Source organism: Lactobacillus sp. (genome assembly GCF_014803895.1).
In genome coordinates, this window is record NZ_JAAVAU010000023.1 from 97,434 (window position 1) to 116,262 (window position 18,829).

General features: G+C 33.3%; 14 protein-coding genes. 13 read left to right on the forward strand and 1 reads right to left on the reverse strand.

Features of this window, described 5'->3' with window-relative positions:
- Positions 1-2 precede the first annotated feature (2 nt).
- The 9 genes from HDR40_RS07330 (at position 3) to whiA (ending at position 12,607) form a co-directional block, all read left to right on the forward strand.
- A complete protein-coding gene (locus tag HDR40_RS07330) occupies positions 3-1,022 on the forward strand; it encodes an NAD(P)H-dependent glycerol-3-phosphate dehydrogenase (RefSeq protein WP_290627935.1) in 1,020 nt (339 codons plus the stop codon).
- Between the two features lie 118 nt (positions 1,023-1,140).
- A complete protein-coding gene (trxB, locus tag HDR40_RS07335; RefSeq protein ID WP_290627936.1) occupies positions 1,141-2,067 on the forward strand; it encodes a thioredoxin-disulfide reductase in 927 nt (308 codons plus the stop codon).
- A gap of 241 nt (positions 2,068-2,308) precedes the next feature.
- Complete coding sequence (locus HDR40_RS07340) at positions 2,309-4,033, forward strand: phospho-sugar mutase (RefSeq protein WP_290627937.1); 1,725 nt, start codon at positions 2,309-2,311, stop codon at positions 4,031-4,033.
- Positions 4,034-4,149: 116 nt separating this feature from the next.
- Positions 4,150-6,156 (forward strand): excinuclease ABC subunit UvrB, encoded by a 2,007-nt coding sequence (uvrB, locus tag HDR40_RS07345; RefSeq protein WP_290627938.1) that lies wholly within the window; start codon positions 4,150-4,152, stop codon positions 6,154-6,156.
- A 10-nt stretch (positions 6,157-6,166) separates the two neighbouring features.
- The gene (gene uvrA, locus HDR40_RS07350) at positions 6,167-9,022 is read left to right on the forward strand and encodes an excinuclease ABC subunit UvrA (protein WP_290627939.1); all 2,856 of its coding nucleotides are present in this window, start codon (positions 6,167-6,169) and stop codon (positions 9,020-9,022) included.
- Positions 9,023-9,099: 77 nt separating this feature from the next.
- Entirely contained in the window at positions 9,100-9,642 is a 543-nt protein-coding gene (locus HDR40_RS07355; RefSeq protein WP_290627940.1) for a DUF308 domain-containing protein, read from the forward strand.
- A 99-nt stretch (positions 9,643-9,741) separates the two neighbouring features.
- Positions 9,742-10,617 carry an RNase adapter RapZ gene (gene rapZ / locus HDR40_RS07360; RefSeq protein ID WP_290627941.1) on the forward strand — a complete coding sequence of 292 codons (876 nt, stop codon included), beginning with the start codon at positions 9,742-9,744 and terminating at the stop codon, positions 10,615-10,617.
- A 13-nt stretch (positions 10,618-10,630) separates the two neighbouring features.
- Positions 10,631-11,665, forward strand: a complete 1,035-nt coding sequence (yvcK, locus tag HDR40_RS07365; protein WP_290627942.1) for a uridine diphosphate-N-acetylglucosamine-binding protein YvcK — start codon at positions 10,631-10,633, stop codon at positions 11,663-11,665.
- Positions 11,666-12,607: a DNA-binding protein WhiA gene (gene whiA, locus HDR40_RS07370; protein WP_290627943.1), complete on the forward strand. Its 942-nt coding sequence runs from the start codon at positions 11,666-11,668 to the stop codon at positions 12,605-12,607. It abuts the gene before it with no gap.
- A gap of 42 nt (positions 12,608-12,649) precedes the next feature.
- Here the strand turns inward: whiA and clpP are convergent, their stop codons facing one another.
- Positions 12,650-13,234, reverse strand: a complete 585-nt coding sequence (gene clpP, locus HDR40_RS07375; RefSeq protein WP_290627944.1) for an ATP-dependent Clp endopeptidase proteolytic subunit ClpP — start codon at positions 13,232-13,234, stop codon at positions 12,650-12,652.
- A gap of 187 nt (positions 13,235-13,421) precedes the next feature.
- Here clpP and HDR40_RS07380 point away from each other — a divergent pair, with 187 nt between their 5' ends.
- The 4 genes from HDR40_RS07380 to HDR40_RS07395 all read left to right on the forward strand — a co-directional run bounded on the left by HDR40_RS07380 (position 13,422) and on the right by HDR40_RS07395 (position 18,819).
- Positions 13,422-15,434: a hypothetical protein gene (locus tag HDR40_RS07380; RefSeq protein ID WP_290627945.1), complete on the forward strand. Its 2,013-nt coding sequence runs from the start codon at positions 13,422-13,424 to the stop codon at positions 15,432-15,434.
- A 130-nt stretch (positions 15,435-15,564) separates the two neighbouring features.
- Positions 15,565-15,975 carry a GtrA family protein gene (locus HDR40_RS07385; RefSeq protein WP_290627946.1) on the forward strand — a complete coding sequence of 137 codons (411 nt, stop codon included), beginning with the start codon at positions 15,565-15,567 and terminating at the stop codon, positions 15,973-15,975.
- A 5-nt stretch (positions 15,976-15,980) separates the two neighbouring features.
- Positions 15,981-17,879, forward strand: a complete 1,899-nt coding sequence (locus HDR40_RS07390) for a 6-pyruvoyl-tetrahydropterin synthase-related protein (protein ID WP_290627947.1) — start codon at positions 15,981-15,983, stop codon at positions 17,877-17,879.
- A gap of 4 nt (positions 17,880-17,883) precedes the next feature.
- Entirely contained in the window at positions 17,884-18,819 is a 936-nt protein-coding gene (locus HDR40_RS07395; RefSeq protein WP_290627948.1) for a glycosyltransferase family 2 protein, read from the forward strand.
- The last annotated feature ends 10 nt before the right edge of the window (positions 18,820-18,829 follow it).

An 18,829-nucleotide genomic window follows, 5' to 3' on the forward strand; every position in this document is an offset into this window, starting at 1 on the left:
AAATGACAAAAATTGCAGTTTTAGGTAATGGCTCATGGGGGTCAGTATTAGGATCATTATTAGCCGATAATGGTAATGATGTAGTTCTCTATGGAAACATCGAAAGTGTTAATGAAGAAATTAACAAGTACCATACTAATTCTCACTATATCAAGGATTGGAAAGTCAATCCTAACGTTCCAGCAACAGGGAATTTAGAAGAGGCTCTTGAAGGAGTAGATGTAGTCTTATTTGTTTTACCAACTAAGGCCTTTAGAATTGTTTCTAAAAATGTTCGTAAGGTTTTAGATAAAACCGGTATTAAGCCTTTATTAATCACTGCTACTAAAGGTATTGAACCCGGTACTAAGAAATTAACTACTGAAATTTTGGCTGAAGAAATTTATCCTGAAGATCAAGATAAGATTGTAGCAATTTCTGGACCAAGTCATGCAGAAAATGTTGCTCAAAAAGATTTAACTGCAATTGCTTGTGCATCAACTGATGAAGAAAATGCCAAAAAGGTACAAAAGCTTTTTTCAAATAGTTATCTACGTTTGTACACTAACTCTGATGTGGCTGGTGTTGAAGTCGGAGGTGCAGTTAAGAATGTTATTGCCATTGCGGCTGGTATTTTAGCAGGTAAAAAATATGGTGACGATGCTAAGGCTGCTTTAATGACAAGAGGTTTAGCAGAAATTACTCGTTTAGGTGTCAATTACTTTGGTGCAGAACCAATGACCTTTAGTGGTTTAGCTGGAATTGGTGATTTAATTGTTACTTGTACATCAGTCAACTCACGGAATTGGCGTGCAGGTAAGCAATTAGGTGAAGGAAAGAGTTTAGATTATATTATCGACAATATGGGACAAACTGTCGAAGGAGCAACTACTGTTAAAGCTGTTCATGAATTAGCGCAAGAAAAGAACATTGATATGCCAATTAGTGAAGCTGTTTATCGTGTAATGTACGAAAATGTAGATGTTGATGAAGAAATCAAACAAATGATGGGTCGTGAACCTAAACCTGAAATTAGTTTATAAATTATTAAAAGATGTGAGTTTAAACTTACATCTTTTTTTGCTAAACAAACAGTTTGTAGCAAAAATAAATACATTGTAGAATTAATATAACTGATAAAAATAAGATGAGGAATTGACTATGGCGGAAAGATACGATGTGATTATAATTGGTGCTGGTCCTGGTGGGATGACGGCTGCTTTATATGCTGCAAGAGCTAACTTGTCTGTTTTGATGCTAGATCGTGGCATTTATGGTGGTCAAATGAATAATACAGGTGCAATTGATAATTATCCTGGTTTACCAGATGTTACTGGGCCTGAATTAAGTGAAAAAATGTATCAAGGAACCATGAAATTTGGACCAAAATTTGCATATGGTGAAGTTAAAGAAATTAGACTTGATGGTAAAGACAGAATTGTGGTTACTGATAATGATGAATATGTTGCATCCGTTGTTTTAATTGCTACTGGTGCAGAGCATAAACATTTAGGAGTACCAGGCGAAGAAGAGTATCAAGGTAGAGGTGTTTCATATTGTGCTGTATGTGATGCAGCATTTTTTAAAGATGAAAACATTGCCGTCATTGGTGGAGGAGACTCTGCGGTGGAAGAGGGGATTTACTTAGCACAAACTGCTAAAAAGGTAACTATCATTCATCGTCGCGATGAATTACGTGCTCAACCTCTTCTTCAAAAGCGTGCCTTTGCAAATAATAAAATTGATTTTATCTGGGATGCGCAAACTGAAGAAATAATTGGTAATGGAAATAAAATAACTGGTGTTAAGTATAAAAATAAAGTAACGGGTGAAGAAAAAATTTTATCTGTGGCTGGTGTGTTTATTTACGTGGGGGTTCAACCACAGACCGAAGTATTTAAAGATTTAGGAATTACTGATGAATATGGCTGGATCATTACTGATGATCATATGAAGACTAAAATTCCTGGAATTTTAGCTTTAGGGGATGTTCGTCAAAAAGACTTACGTCAAATTGCTACAGCTGTAGGCGAAGGTAGTATTGCAGGTCAAGAAGCATTTAACTACATCCAAAGTTTAAATGATTAATGAGATATCTTAGACGTTTATCGAATAATTTTCGGTAAACGTTTTTTCTTTGAAGATATAAATAATTACTGAATATGAGTTATAATAAGCACAAGACAACTTAGATAACAGTGGGAAGATATTTGGTATAATCAAAAAGTAAAGTATTTAACGGAAATACAGTAAAGATTTTTGTTAAGAACAGTAAGATATATTTTAAGTGTAATTTAGGAAGCTAAAGAAAGAATTTACAGAGGTTTTTATGAACGCAGAAGAAATTTTTGAACAATGGAAAAATGCTAAAAATTTACCTGATTATTTACAAGAACAATTAGATACTTTAGGAGAAAATCCTAAATGGATTGAAGATGCTTTTGGTCAAGATATTAATTTTGGTACTGCTGGGATGAGAGGTAAGCTTGAACCAGGTACTAATAGAATTAATTTATTTACTATTGGACGAGTAACCGAGGGTTTAGCTCGTTTGATTGAAGAAGAGGGCCAGGAAGCTAAAGACCGTGGTGTAGTTATTTCATATGATTCTAGATATCATTCACGTGATTTTGCTAAACATGCGGCTCGAATTTTAGGTGCTCATGGAATTCATGTTTACTTATTTGATGATTTAAGACCTACTCCAGAACTTTCTTATGCTGTAAGACATTTACATACTTATGCTGGTATTAACATTACTGCTTCTCACAATGCTAAACAATATAATGGTTATAAGATTTATGGAGAAGATGGTGCTCAAATGGCACCAGAGAATGCCGATCGTTTATTTGCTTTTGCTCAGAAAGTAAATAATATTTTTAGTGTTCCAGTTGCTCCTGTAGAAAAGTTACGTGCCACTAATACTTTACAATTAATTGGTGAAGATGTTGATGAAGCTTATTTATCAGAACTTTCTAAGGTAACTGTTAACCGAGAGATGGTCAAACAGAATGCTGATAAGTTAAAGATTATCTATACTCCTTTGCATGGTACTGGTAAAATGCTATACGATCGTGCCTTTCGTCAAGGTGGGTTTACTAATGTTATTCCGGTTCCTAGTCAATCGATTATTGATCCAGAATTTCCTACTACTATCAAACCCAATCCTGAGTATCGTGATGTGTTTATTCCCGGTATTGAATTAGCTAATAAAGAAAACGCTGATTTAATTGTTGCTACGGATCCTGATGCAGACCGAATGGGAGCTGCAGTTAGAACTGAAAATGGTGATTTTCAAGTTTTAACTGGTAATCAAATTGCCACTTTAATGGCTTATTATTTACTTCAAAACCTAAAGGATTCTGGTAAGTTAACGCCAGATTACGAAATTGTAACTTCAGTTGTTTCTAGTGCTTTACCATTTAAGATTGCTAAGGATTTTGGTATTAAAACTAAACATGTATTGACTGGTTTTAAGTATATCGGTGAAGAAGTTGACCGTATGAATAAGGAGAATGATGGTAAATTCTTGATGGGCTTTGAAGAAAGTTACGGTTATCTTTTCAAGCCATTTGCCCGTGATAAGGATGCCATGCAAGGAGCTATTATGTTTGCTGAAGTTGCAGCTTATTATGCTTCAAAGAATATGACAGTCTTTGATGGATTAAAGGAAATTTGGCAAAAATATGGTGTTTCTTATGAAATTACACGAGCAATTGAAATGCCAGGTATTGGTGGTCAAAAGAAAATGGCGGAATTAATGACTAAGTTACGTAATGACCACCTAACTGAAATCAACGATGAAAAAGTCATTGAAATTCAAGATTTTGAAACTCAAGAATTTATTAAAGATGGCGAAAAGAAACCATTAACTGGTTTTCCAAAATCGAATGTTTTGAAGTATTTATTAGCAGATGAAACTTGGGTAGCTTTACGTCCTTCAGGTACTGAACCTGTTATTAAGGCATATGTAGGAGTTAATAAACCGGATATTGAAACTGCTGAAAAATCTGCTGAAGAGTATCAAGATGCATTAGCCAAATTGTTGAAGTAGAGCAATATTCGTGAGAAATTTTTAAGGCTGTAGTAGAATTTATATGTTAAATAAAAGTTGGGCATTTTGTCCAACTTTTTTTGCCGGAGAAAAATGCTAAAGATAAGAGTGAGAATATGATTAGAAGACAAAAAGATCGAAAATTTGAATTAGTTTCTGACTTTAAGCCAGCAGGGGATCAACAACAAGCGATTGATAAGTTAACTGCCGGCTTTAAAAATGGTGATAAAGAACAAATTTTAGAGGGTGCTACTGGTACAGGTAAAACTTTTACAATGGCTAATGTTATTGCTAAGTTAAATAAGCCAACTTTAGTTATTTCTCATAATAAAACTTTAGTAGGACAGCTGTATGGGGAATTTAAACAATTTTTTCCTAAAAATGCTGTGGAGTATTTTGTTTCATATTATGATTATTATCAACCTGAAGCATATGTCCCTAGCTCTGATACCTATATTGAAAAGGATGCCTCTATTAATGACGAAATTGATCAACTTCGTCATGCAGCAACCTCTGCTTTAATGGAAAGAAACGATGTAATTGTGGTGGCATCAGTTTCTTGTATTTTTGGATTAGGTGATCCGAAGGAATATGCTAAAAGTGTAATTTCTTTGAGAGAAGGACAAGAATATGGGCGCGATGTTTTATTACGGGATTTAGTAAATATTCAATATGATCGTAATGATATCGACTTTCAACGTGGACGTTTTAGGGTAAGAGGAGATATTGTTGAAATCTTTCCGGCAGGAAATTCGGATCATGCATATCGAGTAGAATTCTTTGGGGATGAAATAGATAGGATTGTAGAAGTAGATTCTCTTACTGGAGAAGTAATTGGTGAACGAGAACAAGTATCTCTTTTTCCGGCAACCCACTTTATGACTAATGAAGAACAACTTCAAAAAGCACTAGGTTCAATTAAAGATGAGCTTAATATTCAAGTTAAAGAATTTGAAGGGAAAGGAAAATTACTTGAAGCTCAACGTATCAAACAAAGAACTAATTACGATATTGAAATGATGAGCGAAGTTGGTTATACAAATGGGATTGAAAATTATTCGCGTCATATGGATGGTAGAAAGCCAGGCCAGCCACCATATACTTTATTAGATTTCTTTCCGGATGATTTTTTGATTTTAATTGATGAATCCCATGCTACAATGCCAGAACTTAAAGCAATGTATAATGGTGATCGTAAACGTAAAGAAACTCTCATTGATTATGGATTTAGGTTACCATCAGCTTTGGATAATCGTCCTCTAAAAATTGATGAATTTGAAAAACATGTTAATCAAATTATGTATGTTTCCGCAACGCCTGGAGATTATGAATTAAATCGTACTGATAATAAGGTAGAGCAAATTATTCGTCCTACTGGTTTGCTTGATCCTAAAATTGATGTTAGACCAATTGATGGTCAAATTGATGATTTAGTAGGAGAGATTAATGCTCGTATTGAGCGAGATGAACGTGTATTTGTCACCACCTTGACTAAAAAGATGGCAGAAGATTTAACTGATTACCTAAAAGATTTAGGAATCAAAGTTCGTTATTTACATTCTGATATTAAAACATTAGAAAGAATGCAGATTATCCGTGATTTACGTTTAGGTAAATTTGATGTTTTAATTGGTATTAATCTTTTGCGTGAAGGTATCGATGTTCCTGAAGTTTCGTTAGTAGCAATTTTAGATGCGGATAAAGAAGGTTTTTTACGTTCAACTAGACCTTTAGTTCAAACAATTGGACGAGCTGCTAGAAATTCTCATGGTGAAGTAATTATGTATGCTGATCGAATTACAGATTCAATGCGTGAAGCAATTGATGCTACTGAGCGTCGACGTCATTTACAAATGGACTTCAATAAAGAACACGGTGTCACTCCAAAGACAATTATAAAGCCGATTAGAGATGTAATTTCTGTTACTAAGGAAAGTAATGAGACCGAAGAGAATGAGAGTTTTGCAGATCTTAATTTTGATGAACTAACCATTAAGCAAAAGAAGAATATGATTAAGAATTTAACATCTCAAATGCAAGAGGCAGCCAAAAAGTTAGATTTTGAAGAAGCCGCTAGTTTGAGGGATGCAATCATGGATTTACAAAAGCAAATCCATGCTTAGGGAGGAAAATATGGCAAGCAATAAAATTATTATTCACGGTGCACGTGAACATAATTTAAAAGATATTGATTTAACAATTCCTAAAGATCAGTTGGTTGTTGTTACAGGATTATCGGGGTCCGGAAAGAGTTCGTTAGCTTTTGATACTTTATATGCTGAAGGACGTAGAAGATATGTAGAATCTTTATCCAGTTATGCAAGACAATTTTTAGGTCAGATGGATAAAGCTGATGTTGATTCTATTGATGGTCTTAACCCAGCAATTTCTATTGACCAAAAGACTACTTCTCATAATCCACGTTCGACAGTGGGAACTGTAACAGAAATTAATGATTATTTACGTTTACTTTGGGCGCGTGTTGGGCAACCTATTTGTCCTAATGACGGGACTGTAATTGAGAGACAAAGTGTTGATCAAATGGGGGAGCGAATTATGTCTCTTCCAGAGAGAACTAAGATTCAAATTCTTTCACCAATTATTCGTCAAAAACGTGGTGAACATAAGGAAGTATTTAAACGAATCCAAAGAGCAGGTTATGTTCGTGTAATTGTAGATGGTGAGATGCACGATGTTACAGATGACTTTAATCTTGATAAAAATAAACGTCATTCCATTGATATTGTAGTTGACCGATTAGTGGTTAAAGATAGCATCAAGAGTCGTTTATTTGATTCTATTGAAGCTGCTCTACGGTTATCTGAAGGTTATATGAATGTAGATGTCATTGGTGGGGAAGAACTAAATTTTTCTGAGTACTATGCGTGTCCAATTTGTGGCTTTACAGTAGGAGAAATGGAACCGCGTTTATTTTCATTTAATGCGCCGTTTGGTGCTTGCCCTGATTGTGATGGTTTAGGGATGAAATTAGCAGTAGATGTAGACTTAGTTATTCCGGATCGAGATAAAAGTCTTGCAGAGGGGGCACTTGTGCCTTGGAATAATTCAAAGTATTATTCAGCAATGCTTCAGCAAGCGTGTGAGGCATTAAAGATTCCAATGGATAAACCATTTAAAAAACTTACTAAACGTCAACAGGAGATAATTCTATATGGATCGAAGGGAAAGAAAATAAAGTTCCATTTAGAAGGAGATTTTGGAGTTAATGACACTGTTCAAGAATTTGAGGGGGTTATTAATAATATTGATCGCCGTTATCATCATCCAATGTCTAAATTTATGAGGGATGCAATGGGCAAGTACATGACTGAATTAATGTGTACCACTTGCCACGGCAAACGTCTTAATGAAAAAGCTTTGTCTGTTAAAGTTAATGGAAAAGATATTGCAGAAGCTTCAGATTTAGCAATTGGTAAATCACTTGATTTCTTTAATTCAATTAAGTTGAATGAACAAAAATCTATAATTGCTAAGCCAATCTTGAAAGAAGTACGTGATAGATTAACCTTTTTAATCAATGTCGGGCTTGATTATCTAAGTCTTTCTCGTTCTGCTGGAACTTTATCTGGTGGTGAAGCGCAGCGCATTCGTTTAGCTACTCAAATTGGTTCAAATCTTTCTGGTGTCATGTATATTTTGGATGAACCTTCAATTGGTCTTCATCAAAGAGATAATGATCGATTAATTTCTTCTTTAAAGAGAATGCGAGACTTAGGTAATTCTTTGATTGTTGTTGAACATGATGATGAAACGATGCGTCAGGCAGATTATTTAATTGATATGGGACCAGGTGCCGGAAGTTATGGTGGAGAAGTAATGGCTGCAGGGACACCAGACGAAGTAATGAAAAATCCTAAGTCATTAACTGGTCAATATCTAGCTGGTAAAAAATTAATTCCTGTTCCTTTAACTAGACGTAAAGGTAATGGTAAAAAGATTACTATTAAAGGAGCGAGTGAAAATAATTTAAAGGATATCAATGTTGATTTTCCATTAGGAAAATTTGTAGTTGTATCAGGTGTTTCTGGTTCTGGTAAGTCTACTTTAGTTAATATGATTTTAAAGCGTGCTTTAGCACAGAAATTAAACCATAATTCAGCTAAACCTGGTAAATATAAATCAATTGTTGGTTATAAAAATATTGATAAAGTAATTGATATTGATCAAAGTCCAATCGGCAGAACCCCTCGGAGTAATCCAGCTACTTATACTAGTGTGTTTGATGATATAAGAACTTTATTTGCTCAAACAAATGAAGCAAAAATGCGGGGTTATACTAAAGCACGTTTTTCCTTTAATGTTAAAGGTGGTCGGTGTGAAGCTTGTCATGGCGATGGAATTATTAAAATTGAGATGAATTTTTTACCAGATGTTTATGTGCCATGTGAAGTATGCCATGGTAAGCGGTATAATTCAGAAACTCTAGAAGTTACTTATCGTGGTAAAAATATTGCGCAAGTTCTAGATATGACAATTAATGATGCTTGCCAATTTTTTGAAAATATTCCTAAAATTCACCGCAAGTTACAAACAATTGTTGATGTAGGTCTAGGCTATGTAAAATTAGGTCAATCAGCAACTACACTTTCTGGTGGAGAAGCTCAGAGAATGAAATTAGCTGCTGAATTACAGAAAATTTCTACGGGTAATAATTTCTATATTCTTGATGAGCCAACTACTGGTCTTCATACTGACGATATTAAACGTCTTTTGGAAGTTTTACAGCGTTTAGTCGATGAAGGCAATACTGTATTGATTATTGAGCATAATCTAGATGTAATTAAGAGCGCTGATTGGTTAATTGACCTAGGCCCTGAAGGTGGTGAAGGTGGAGGACAAGTAGTTGCTACTGGTACCCCTGAGGAGGTTACCAAAGTTGAAAAAAGTTATACTGGAAAATATCTAAAGCCTGTTTTAGAACGTGATACTAAAATAACGCATCAACAACTTTCTAAAGAAAAACAATAGTTCTTTAAGTTTTTGTAAAGAAATATCTTTGAATCTCTTTTAGTTACATGTAAAATAGGACTAAGGGAGGATACAATATGAATAATTTTTCAAATTCCGATCGTCCACATGGATTTGATTGGGGCGCACTTTTAGGTGGCGTCTTATTAGTAATCGCTTCATTTATTTTATTAAGATATCCAGGAAAAGGATTAACAGCATTTGTATTTATTTTTGGTATCTTATCTATTATGCAAGGTATCATTTGGATTTATATGTACTCTAAGTTCCGTGAATTCTTTGCACGTAGTTGGGTAACTTTAGTTTCTGGTATTTTAGATATTATTGTTGGTATACTTTTCTTACTTTCACATGAAATTGGTGGTATTACCATTGCAATTTTATTTGCTGTTTGGTTCTTTGTTGATTCTGTAGTAGGAATTATCTTCTCATGGCACTTACGTGATTATTCAACTGGTTACTTTATTTTAAGTTTAATTTTGAATATTATCAGTTTATTAATTGCCATTGCGTTGATGTTTAACCCTGTATTGGCTGCAATTACTTTAGTTTACCTTGTAGCATTTTGGTTAATGGTATTTGGTTTCAATGAAATCTTTGTAGCATTTATGCACCGTTAATATTTAAAAATAGCAACCTTACAAAAGGTTGCTATTTTTTTGCTCTCAAAATGGAACACCCGGTATGTTATAATGATGTAGATTAAGGAGGCAGTACAAATGGCTGATCAAAAAAAACAACTTTTAATAGTAACTGGTATGAGTGGTGCTGGCAAAACAGTTGCCATTAAATCGCTAGAAGATATGGGGTATCTCGTAGTAGATAACTTACCTCCGGAATTACTTGGAAGCTTTTGGGAATTGATTAATAATTCTGATGACTTTACTAAAGCTGCTGTAGTAATAGATTTAAGAGTTAAGAGTTTTTATAAAGATTTAGTGGATGAAATAAATTCACTTGAAGATAGTCAAAATGTTCAGTCAACTGTTGTCTTTCTTGATGCATCTGATGATGCTCTAGTATCTCGCTATAAAGAGACTAGACGTCTTCCTCCTTTAGCAAATAAGGGAAGATTATTAGATGGTATTCAGCAGGAAAGGGCAATTCTTGGTAGTGTTAAGAATGTATCTAATATAATTATTGATACTTCGAATCTTTCTACAAAAGAGTTAAAAGCAAAATTAGTAGATAAATTTAGTGATAATCATACTACTCAATTTTCAATTGAAGTTATGAGTTTTGGTTTTAAATATGGTATTCCGATTGATGCGGATATCGTCATGGATGTTCGGTTTTTACCTAATCCATTTTATATACCTCAATTAAAACCATTTACGGGATTAGACCGTAAGGTTTTTGAGTATGTAATGAGTAAAGAAGAGACTAAAGTATTTTATTCTAAATTTTTAGATATGCTTGAAGTAGCTATTCCTGGTTATATTAAAGAAGGTAAAGAAAAATTAACAATTGCAATTGGTTGTACTGGTGGACAGCATCGTAGTGTATCCATTGCACGACAATTAGCGGTTGATTTAGCAAAGAAGTATCCGATAGATATTTCTCACCGTGAAATTAGTCGCTATATTCGTAAGTAGAGAGGAAGAGGTTATGGCCTACGGAGAAAACCGTATTGTGCGCGTAATTAAAGGCCGCCGCCCTAAAATCGCAGTGATTGGTGGAGGAACAGGGCTGCCAGTTATTTTAAGTGCATTAAAAGAGCAAAATGCGGACATTACTGCTATTGTAACTGTTGCAGATGATGGTGGATCATCTGGTGTAATTAGAGATTATATAAATGTCGTTCCACCAGGAGATATCCGAAATGTTTTGGTTTCTCTTTCAGATATCCCTAAACAAGAAAAAGATATCTTCCAGTATCGCTTTGATTCAAAGGATTCGTTTTTTGCTGGACACGCAATCGGTAATTTAATAATTGCGGCTTTAGATGAAATGAAGGGAAATATATTTGATGCAGTCCAATCATTATCAAAAATGATGAAAGTTGATGGGCATATTTTTCCTGCATCCAATGAACCTTTAACTTTAAATGCGGAATTTATAGATGGAACGGTAGAATCTGGTGAAACGGAGATTACTTCAAAAAACAAGCGGATCAAACGAGTTTGGGTAACTGATAGTGATTCAAATGAAGAACCTCAAGCAGTTATGCCTGTTTTAGCTGCAATTATGCAGGCTGATGCAGTTGTTTTGGGACCAGGTAGTTTATTTACTTCTATTTTACCTAATTTGATGATTTCTAACTTAGGAGAAGCTGTTCGCAAAACTAAGGCTGAAGTTATCTATATTTGTAATATTATGACTCAACGTGGTGAAACAGATAATTTTTCTGCGGCAGATCACGTTAAAGTTATTAATGATCATTTAGGCGGACATTATGTAGATACAGCTTTGGTTAATGGAGCTAAAATTGACATGGATAAGTTTCATCCTGAAGATTATGATGAATATCTTGTTCCGGTAAGAAGTGATTTTAAAGGCTTAAAAGAGCAAGATTGTCGCGTAATTACTGATGATTTCATTGACCAACGCAGCGGTTTAGTTTTCCATGATGGTAAAAAAGTAGCTAAGGAAATTTTAAACATTGCCTTTGAAGCTTATGCTCGTCGTCAGCAGGAGGATTAAATGGGGTCTTATGCAAGTGAGGTAAAAAAGGAGCTAACTAGTTTGCCAGTGCATCCAGAGCATGCTAAGGCAGAGTTGGCTGCTTTTTTACGTATGAATGGTGTTTTAAGTTTACATAATAAACAGTTTAGTTTGGATATTACAACTGAAAATCCAGCAATTGCGCGGCGAATTTTTTCTCTAATTAAAACAGCTTATAATATTGAACCATTACTAATTGTTTCTAAAAAGATGAAATTGAAGAAGAACTATCAGTATTTAGTGCGACTTCAAAAAGATATTTATGAAATTTTAGAAGACTTAAATGTATTTAATAAGGAAAAAGGATTTATAACAGGCATTCCAGAAAAAATTATGAATTCTCGTCAAAGAGCTATGTCATATTTACGTGGAGCTTTTCTAGCAGCTGGTAGTGTGAATAATCCTGAAACTAGCCGTTATCACCTAGAAATTTATTCACTTTATCAAAATCATAATGATGAATTAGCTGAGTTAATGAATAAATATTTTTATTTAAATGCTAAAAAAACCAAGCGGCGTAATGGATATATTGTTTATTTAAAAGAAGCTGAAAAAATTGGTGACTTTTTACATATTGTAGGAGCTGTTAATGCTATGCTTTCTTTTGAAGACTTGCGAATTATGCGTGATATGCGTAATTCAGTTAACCGCTTAGTAAATTGTGATACAGCAAATCTTAGAAAGACTGCGAATGCAGCTGCAAAGCAGGTTGAAGATATTCAGTTGATTAAGTCAAATGTAGGATTAGATGACTTACCAGAAAAGCTTTCGGTTTTGGCACGTTTTCGATTAGAAAATCCAGAACTATCTTTAAAAGAAGTAGCGGCCAAAGTTCCTGATGGTCCATTGTCTAAATCAGGAGTAAATCATCGATTTCATAAGATACATGAGTTTGCTGAAAAGATTAGAAATAATGCATAAAAAAAGAGGTGTTGATATCACAACACCTCTTTTTTTATAAAATTATTTTTGCTTGTTAACTAAGATTTCATCAATTAGACCATAATCTTTGGCTTCTTGAGCAGTTAGGTAGTTATCACGCTCAGTATCTTTTTGAATCTTTTCAAGAGATTGACCAGTAGTTTCGTGTAAGATATTATTTAATTTCTTACGACTCTTTAAAATTTCTTTAGCAGCAATTTCAATTTCAGTTTGTTGACCTTGTGCACCACCCAAAGGTTGGTGAATCAACACAGTGGAGTTAGGAAGAGCAAAACGCTTACCCTTGGTACCACTAGTTAAAAGAATAGAAGCCATAGATGCTGCCATACCAATCGCAATAGTAGAAACATCAGATTTAATGAAGTTCATAGTATCCATAATTGCTAAACCAGAGGTAATAACACCACCAGGTGAATTGATGTACAAGGAAATGTCTTTAGTATTATCTTGAGCATCTAAAAATAAAAGTTGAGCAATAATACTATTAGCCATTTGGTCATTAATTTCACCACTAAGCATAATAATACGGTCTTTTAATAGTCGAGAATAAATGTCGTATGCACGTTCACCACGTGCAGTTTGTTCAATAACTGTAGGTACGAGCATTAATCTTACCTCCTTATAAAAATTAGCACTCTATAATGCACAGTGCTAATTAAAACACGTATTAATAAAACTGTCAAACAAAGAAGCTCAAAAGACTTTAAAAAATTTTTTAATCAGTTAGAATAATACATAGATGTTATCAAACACACAGTGAAAATATTATTTATTATTTAGAAGAAGGGTTATTTTGAAAAATAATAGAAACCAACACGCTAAAGTATTAGTATCATTTGTATCAGCTGCCGCTTTGGGATTTGTTTTAATTTCCAATCCTGTAAAGGCTGATGAAGTTTCATCTCAAAATCAAACTGTTAATACTACTCAAAGTTCTAGTACTGCAGTTTCTTCATCACAAGAAAATGATACTGCTAATCAACAAACTAAAGATAATCAAACTACTACTTCTACTAGCGCGAAAAGTACTGACAGTGCTACTTCTGCAAGTACTGCTAAGACTGAAGCTACCACTTCATCTTCTTCATCATCTAGTAGCAATGTAGTTACTGACACTGATCCAGCCAATAAGGATGAAGATAGTGACTTAGCCAGTGTTGATGAAGAGGATATTTATAGTAATAATTTAAAATCCGTTCAAACCGCGGTAGCTAAGCTAGATCAACAAAATAAGGCTGTTCAGGCTGCCCCAAAAAAAACTACTAATAATAACACGAAGACTACTACTTCAAAATCTAGTACTACAAAGTCTAAGACAAGTACTTCTACAACAGTTAACAAAAACTTTGAACGTCATATAACTTTTAAAGCTGTAGTGAAGAGAGCTGGAAGTAAAGATTATAAAATTTATGCATCCATTGATAAAAATGGTAAGTTAGGCAAAAAAATTGGTAATGCAATTAACTATGCTAACAATCACTTAGAGTCAACTGAAATATACCAAGGTACTAAATATCGTTACTGGTTGCTTTATGTAGATGGTGTGCGTACTGGCTGGGTAAATGAAAACTTTTTTGCACGCAATAAGATTGAAGTTCCTAAAGTTGTTAGTTTAGTGAAAAATGCTGATACTAGTTTTTATACTAGAAATGCAATTTCTTATGCGACTGATGAATATGGTGATGTTGTAGGTAATTGGGATGTAAATGTCTCCACTCAGAATGTAGATACAACTAATTCAGGTACTAAGAAAGTTACTTATACTGTAGGCAAGACAGCCAAGGCGACTGTGACTTTCAAAATTAGAAAGAGTAATAAAGAAGGAATTACTGAAGCTAATGCGCCTATAATGCCTGGTACGAATAGCTTGACTAGTTGGAGTAAGCACTATGGTCATTCAGAAAACTATGTAGATTACACTACCTATGCGCCAGAAACTGATGTACATATCTATAACACCAACGGCTTAACTTTTAATACTAAATTCTATCAACCCCTTTACTTAAATCAAGAGCCGGAAACTGATACTCCACAAATTAATGCAGTCGGTCATATTCCAGAAGGTATGGTGATGAGTGATGGGTGGCTTTACACAAGTTTACTTGCTCATAGTAATTCAACATCTGGTCATATTGTTGCATATAATTTAAATGAATTAACAGATCCATATGCTAGTCAAAGTTTAGCTGATTTAACTACGAAGAGCTTTACTAGTTATGTTAAAAATATGAAAGTTAGCCCATACATTTATACTGGACACGGTCAAGGTATGGGAGCAAGTGATAAGTATATTTATGTTGTAGCAAATGAACACGGTCGGTATGATCCAGCTGATTCTGAAACTTTGGTTCAAATTAATAAAAGTGATTTAACGATTAATAAAATTTGGACTTTTAAAGCTTGGGTTGGAGATAGTAGTAATCCACGCTATTTCCATAATGCAGTTATTGTAGATGATAATACTATGTATGCTTTGTATCATAATACTAAAAACAAGACATACGAATATTGGATGTTTAAGCGTACAGGATCTAATTGGTATCCAACCGAAATAGGTGCTACTGATGGTAATTTTGTAAGCGGAGATGCTCCAGTACAAGGTTTTGCATATGATTCTAAACATCAAAACTTCTATATTGCGTTTAATGATTTAATTGTTAAAGTAGGACGTGATGGTACCTACAAGACATCATATACTTTTAATACAGGACGTGAAATTGAGGGAATTTCTGTTTCTAATAACCGCTTATATGTCAACTTAGCACAAAGACCTGAATTATTAGAAAGCAGTCCATTAACTGATTAATTTAGAAATATATAAGATATAATTAAAAGGGAAAAGATTTCTATATCTTTTCCCTTTTGTGATTAAAAAATAATACTAGAAAATTTGTTAATATATTAAAAGTTAGCAAGTTATGATGCATGAGGTAATAATGAATAGAAGAAATTTGGGACAGCTTGTAAAACAAGAAGCTTTTATTCAATTAATCAAGTATGGATTGATTGGTATTTTGGGGTTGGTAGTTGATTTTGGCATATTCACATTTTTAAGTGTTTTTTTACATTGGAATGCAGAATTAGCTAATTTTATTTCTTCCACCTGTGGGTTAATTAATAACTTTTTTTGGAATAGTTATGCGAATTTTAAAGTTCATGATCATTTATTAAAAAGATTTATAGAGTACTACCTAATTGGACAGATTACTACATTGTTTACAACTGTCTGCTTATTTATTTTTGTTAATCAATTACATCAAAATCAGATTATTGTTAAAGTTGTAGCTACGCTGATAGCTACATTAATTCAATTTGTGGTGAATAAAGTTATTACTTTTAAAAAATAGTACTAATGAAGATTATAAAAAATAAATTTAAGTCACAGTTTGAAAAATTTTTTATTAAATTTTGGCCTTATTTAGTTCTTTTATTAATGACATATGTGATGATTCAAGGTCAATTGGGACATCATGGATTTGTAATGAGTATAGATACCTGGTTTCATTATGACCGCTTCTATGATATTAGTCAGCAGATAAGAAATCATTCATTTAATTATTTTCAAATGAACTATAGTTTTAGCCAAAGTGGACGGATTATTAATGCATTCTATGGTCCTTTATTTGCTTATTTTATGGGATTATTGGTTTTAATAACAGGAACTTGGTATAGTTTTCAAATCACTACCTACTTTATCATTTCCCTATTGGGTGGAATTGGGATGTATAGGTTAGCTAAAAAGGTTAATATTTCACAAATTTGGAGTGTCTTTTTAGCTGCCATTTATATTAATATCAGTCCTATTCAGGGATGGCTAGATCATAGTAACTTTGCTGGATGGGGTGCAGCGTTGGCACCATTTGCTTTTATTGAAGCAGTTAATATGGTTCAAGATCCTAAAAAGCCGATCCGTTGGATCAAGTTAATGTTAATTATGGCTATAATTGCTCAAACGCATGTGCTAACAACTGTAATTATTGTTCTTGCTTTAGTTCCTTTTGCAATTGTAGGATTCATTAGAACTAAATTTAAGAAGCAAATGATTTTTGATTTGCTCAAAGCTATTGCTGGTTGTCTATGTCTTACTGCTAATGTTTGGGGAGCACTTTTAACTATTTCATCAACTAATAAAATTGCGCCCATTAGGCAGCACAATTTAGCTTCTAATGCTATTAGTGTAAGTAATATAGAAACTATTCGTGATTCTGTGTTAATGTTAGTAGTGATAGTATTTATAGCTCAGATTATTTATGTGTTATTTACTTTAAAAAAATCTATACTTAATGATATTGTTACATTGGTAGGGGCATGTTTTTTATTAATTAGCAGTGATTTTTTACCATGGTCTATGATACAGGGCCAATTACCATTCTTACGTAACTATTTACAGTTTCCTTATCGTTTTACCGTAGTTGCATATTGTCTTTTATTGTTGGGAGTAGGAATATCTTTAAGAAAAGTTACGCTTCAAACTAACAAAGTTGCTTTTTATGCAGGTGTAATTGTTTTAGGATTGGTATTAGCTCAAAACTTAACATCTGCTTATACTAGGTTGTTTGAAATTTCAAGTAATAATTATATGCCTATTTATAAAATTACTAATAAAAAATACTATACAGCAATTAGTGATGAAGAACGTAAAAACTATTATCAATATATTAAAGGGATTGGAAAAACATATCATATCCAAGGAATGAAACCTTCTAATGTGGGTTATCATTACATGCGTACGTTTACAACTGATAATACCTTTTACCGTAATTCAAATGATTTTTATTCCTTAAAAAAGGCAATAAGAAAAAGAGCGTATAAAGGAAATTTGTTTAATTTAATTATTAAAGTAAATCCTGATTATTTACCAGTTTCTAAAGCTCACGTAGATTATAGTAAGGTTAATTATGCTTTTGAGAAACAAATTATTGATAAGAATGAACAATTTAATAAAAAAGTTTTATCAAATGGTAGTTTACAAATTAGTTGGAAGGCAAAAGATAGTAAAAATTTACGGCTGCCGATTGTTATGTACAAAGAGTCTCAGCTTGTTTTAAATGGAAAAATAACAAAACCAGTTAAGTATAGTATAATTTGCGCTCCAACTGTTAATCAAAAAGTCGGTAATAATGTCGCAATTTTAAGTTTTAAGTGGCCAGTAAATTTTAAAGTATTATTTGGGTTGACTATAATAAGTTGGCTAATACTAATTATTTACTGGGTTCGAAAATTAGTTTTTAAAGTTAAGAATAAGAAGTAATATTATGAAAAAATTATCAATTGTTGTCCCTTGTTATAATGAGGAAGAGTCAATACCATTGTTTTATGATGCTGTCCAAAAAGTAGTACTTCAACAAATGAAGGAAGTGTTTGTTGAGTACTGCTTTATTAATGATGGTTCGACAGATAAAACATTAGAAGAATTACGCACTCTATATAAAAAGAATCCAGAACATGTTCACTATTTATCATTTTCTAGAAATTTTGGGAAAGAAGCTGCATTATACGCAGGCTTAGAAGCTGTTGATGGTGATTATGTGGTTGTAATGGATGTTGACTTACAAGATCCACCAGAGTTTTTACCAGAGATGTATAAAATATTACAAACAGGAGAATATGATTGTGTAGGTACGAGACGTGTGGATCGTACTGGTGAAGCAAAGTTTAAGTCGTTTTTGAGTGATAATTTTTATAAATTTATCAATAAAATATCTAAAACACAGATTGTTCCAGGTGCACGAGATTATCGAATGATGACTCGTCAAATGGTCGATGCAGTTTTATCTTTACAAGAATATAATCGATTCTCTAAAGGAATTTTTAGTTGGGTCGGATTTAAAACAAAATATCTTGAGTATCATAATCGTGAGCGAGTTGCTGGTGAAAGTGACTGGAATACATGGCAATTATTTAAGTATGCCTTTGATGGAATTTCTGACTTTTCGGAAGCACCTTTGAATTTAGCTGTATGGTTGGGGCTAATTTCATTTATCATCGCTATTATTGGATTAGTCACAGTGATTGTACGTCATTTTATTTATCCATATTCGTCTGTTTTTGGTTGGGCTTCAATAGTATCTATTATTTTATTAATTGGAGGAGTACAATTATTATGTTTGGGTATTATCGGACGATATGTTGGGAAGATTTTTTTACAGGTTAAAAAACGTCCAATTTACCTAATAAAAGAAAAAAGATAGGTTTTTTGGG